Here is a 4266-nt window from a genome sequence, read left to right on the forward strand (position 1 = left end):
TAAAAAAACGGCCTCATTCTCTGAGGCCGTTACTATTTTTAATTTATTTTTCTTAACGTTGTTATATCCAAAAAAACCAAGCAAATAAAGAGATAACAATAATACATGCCACGTTGAGTACAGCACCCACTCGAACCATCTCAATTTGGCGAATATAGCCAGAACCAAATACAATCGCATTCGGAGGTGTCGCGACAGGCAACATAAAGGCACAAGAAGCACCAATACCAATAATCATCGTTAATGCCATTACTGGCATACCTAATGCTTCAGCGACCGTCGCAAAAATTGGTACTAGCAGTGCGGCACTTGCTGTATTACTGGTAAATTCAGTCAGAACAATAATAAACGTTGTAACCGCAAGAATAATCACAAACCAATGGCTTTGCCCGAATGTCATTTGCATCCAATCCGCCATGATTTTACTAGCGCCTGATGAGCTTAAAATTGCACTCAGCGTTAAACCACCGCCAAATAACATTAATACGCCCCACTCAGTGTTTTTCTGGATCTGTGACCAGCTAGCTACTCCGGTGATCCCAATTAACACCGCCGCGCTCAGCGCGATGATAGTATCTAAATCTTTAACGCCGCCAAGCGCATCACTAATGAACGTACTGGTGATCCAACATACAACCGCTAACAAGAAAATACTCATCGCAGTAATACGTTTTCCATTCCATTCCACTTTTTCTAATTCAATTTCAAAACGGTGTTTTAAGTTAGGACGTAACATCATGTACATCAGGACAAACATCATTGGCAGTAAAACCACCATGATTGGGATGCCATATTTCATCCATGATAAGAAATCCAAACCTAGCGCGGAAGCTGCAATTGCGTTAGGCGGGCTACCAACAATTGTCCCTAAACCTCCGATACTCGCACTGTAAGCTACCCCTAATAACACGAAGACAAATGTATTACGTTCGTGTCGAACATCAAGGTTAGACAAGATCCCTAAAACTAACGGTAACATCATTGCGGCAGTTGCTGTATTACTGATCCACATAGATAAACCTGCAGTAACACCAAACAACAAAATGACAGCAACAGATAAACGCCCACGTGCAGCCATTAATAATCGGTTAGCGATCAGGCGATCAAGACCTTGAATATGCAGCGCGGTTGCTAACGCAAATCCACCGAAAAATAAGAAAATGATTGGGTTCGCGAAGGCTTTTAGCGCATCTCCCGTCCCCATCAAACCAAGCCCTACCGCCAACAATGGGATACAAAGTGCGGTAATTGTGACGTGAATCGCCTCAGTTAACCAAAGCACACCGACGAAAACCATTAAAGCCAGTCCAGCATTTGCTTTGTCATCAAAAGGCAAATATTTCAACAGCAAAATCAGCAGTACAATATCAACAGCCAAAATTATCCAACCACGCTTGTTAGAAGGGGTTGGAGGAACTGCTGGTGTCAAAGATTCAGAAGCATCCATGTTTACTCCATAGCTCGGAAGCAATTTAAGTTTTCAAGTAATTTTTGTTAATCTTTTTTTACAGGAAGTAAAATATAGAGTTAATTGAATGAGATGGAAATGTAGATAACCTAAAACTGCGATCTGCGCCCCGCAATTTACTTGTTTTAAAGCTAAAAACTTAAAAATCTCACTAGTCATTCACAAAAATAGCAATTTAATTACCTAAAATAAGATATAGGTAAGCATACTGACTGCTTTCACTCCTATAAATTATTCGCTATGAAAATATATAACAATTTGATAGTTCAGATAAATCATCCAATATTCATTTTGTGAGCTGTAAGCCAGCTCACTGTGTAATTGCAGCTAGCTTACATTTTTCTTGATTTACCCTTAAGAAAGATGACTTAGCAAGACATTATGGGTATTCACATTAGGTAAAAATGGAGAGTCCATTCCCGGCATGACCAATCCATCTTTTTTCGCAAATCCCGCTACGTGCTCAGACAGCAATGATGAGTGAACATCGTGTTCAATATGCTGATAATTGTTAAGTTCTATGTGAGTTTCAGCTAGATCAATCGCCAAATTCAATGAGTGATTCTGAATAAATTGTTCCAATGATACGTCTTGCGTTTGATCGACAAAACGTAACTGTAAATGCTGATGAGCTTGTTTTTGATCACCAAAAACTTTCCTAAAGACTAGCGTGGTATTTTGCTTCATATCGGTGATAAATAGATCGTCATTATGTTGGCTCACGACCAACTCATCATTCTCTGAAACGGGTAGAATTAGCGTATCCATCAGTGAATCAAGCGCATTATTATCGATAATAATGGAGTGATAATGCCCCCACACTGCTTTCGAAATAGTATAAGTATCCTGCCCATTCCCTGCACTCAACACAATATTTTTCACAGACTGAATAACAACGGGAGATAACTTATCATTTTGATCACTCCCACGAATAATCAATGAAGAACCGAGGTGACTACTTGTCGTGTTGTCTTTATTCTGTAAAAGATCGACAAATAAAATTTCGCCACTTTTAGCAAACATCAGTACTCCATCACCAACCATTTTCACATTCGAAAATTGCAAATCCGGGTAAACATCGACAACGTTTGGTAATGCTGACTCATCAAGAAGCTCTCGTCCTTGTCCAAATGCGGAAGATAATTGATTCTCCGTCGCAAACTGTTGGCGATACAGTTTTTGAGTTGTCGGATCAAAAATTAATGCCCCCGAATTATCCGCATCTAATCCTAAAAGCTGGATATTATTTTCTAATGATAATTCATGAGCAATAATCACTTTCCCATTCAAAGACCAGGCTGGAATTGTTTTTTCGGCGCTTCCTTTATTAAGTCCAACCAAGGTTATTGTTTTGCAGCAATAGTAATCTCCTAATTCTCTCCACCAATTTGCACGTTCTTTGAACCAATTCTCAGTTAATGCAGATGGATGGTAATTTCCTTTATCATCAATTTGACAAATAACACCATCAATATTAGATATAAATAAATTACCTTGCCAAAAGGCAGCATTTTGCATGCCATACGGGGTATTTAAAAACCATGCAGTTGGCTTCGTGACATTTAAAATGTCCTGCCCAGGACCTTCTTGACGGTACAGTTCTTTATTTTTATGACTGTAAAAATAAAAAATTTCTGTTCCTTTTTCATCAAATAGGCTTCCCATTAATGCTAAATCAGGTGGGATAGCCCAATGGCTCTGATGTAACCGGATATTGGCCGGGGTTTCTCCATAACCAAGAGAGGGGGATAAATTGGGCTTAATGAGTAGGCTGTCAGCCACTCTTAACCAATAACGATGCAGAGCTTGATTGCTATCTACACCTGAAATAGCCACCACTGACCCTAAATCTGCTTCAATCTGTACAGGTTGTTCACCATTTGTTTTGTAAGTGCTACTTAACATATAGTTTCGTAGGAACGCTTGAGGCGATATTGCTGAAAACTGGGTAGGTGTTTGAGCTAAGCGCTCTAATAACGTTGAATCTGCGTCTAAGCTAATTAATTTAATTATATTTTGTTCAATTTGAAAATTAACGACCTCATTGGTATCAGTATATCTACATGAAAAATAAATATGCCCATAACCTTTCCACAATTGTAAGATTTCAAATGGTCGATTATTTGGATTTTCAAATTGATATTCAGAACTGATAGTGCCAGTCGCAATGTCCACCGCCCATATTTGCTTTTGTGTTGGCAAGTAGAAATACGCAACATCGCCTACCACTGAACTTAAAATAGCGTATTGCTTATTAGCATCCAGAGTATCGATAAAAATATATCGCTGATTGCTTACATCATAGAATGCTCGTCCCACATCCTTGCCGTTGTACTGGTGATTAGCGATAACAATGAACTGCCCATGTTTTTTATGCTGCTCTGCATAATGATTTAAATGTTGTGCTAGATCTTTTGCATCGCCTTGCCATAATTTTTCATCTTCGCTTAGAATCGTTGACTGAGCCGATGACAAATCAATTCTCTGCACTTCTTTATGTTTATTCACGACGATGATTTGACCTTGCACACTGTCAACATCAACGTCTATTTGAATATCACCGACAGTGAATTGATTATTTTGTATTTTGACTGTGCTGTTTTCCAGTTGGCTAGCATCTATAATCCACTTCGAATTTTGATTATTTTTTGTATCGTCCGTTAATTTGATACGAATCCCGCTGTTTAAGCTGAGCTTATACGTTCCACCATTGCCTTTTATTTTATATTCAATTTTTCCATGCCACTCCCTCGCTAATTGGGGAACAATCAATGCGCGATTTTTTTCATCCAAAATAA

General features: G+C 38.7%; 2 protein-coding genes. Both read right to left on the reverse strand.

All coding sequences use genetic code 11. The features are described from left to right. Positions 1–61 precede the first annotated feature (61 nt). Entirely contained in the window at positions 62–1447 is a 1386-nt protein-coding gene (locus PSF16_RS16765; RefSeq protein ID WP_006659303.1) for a DASS family sodium-coupled anion symporter, read from the reverse strand. Positions 1448–1822: 375 nt separating this feature from the next. Further along, positions 1823–4266, reverse strand: a 2444-nt coding sequence (locus PSF16_RS16770) for a TcdA/TcdB pore-forming domain-containing protein (protein WP_272689739.1), incomplete at its 5' end; no start/stop codon positions are given.

The sequence above is a fragment of the Providencia sp. PROV033 genome, from assembly GCF_028484855.1.
In the GTDB taxonomy this organism is placed as follows: domain Bacteria; phylum Pseudomonadota; class Gammaproteobacteria; order Enterobacterales; family Enterobacteriaceae; genus Providencia; species Providencia alcalifaciens.

Bases quoted from the DNA above. Each gene is read 5' to 3' on its own strand.
- PSF16_RS16765 (WP_006659303.1), bottom strand. From the start codon at position 1,447: ATGGATGCTTCTGAATCTTTGACACCAGCAGTTCCTCCAACCCCTTCT.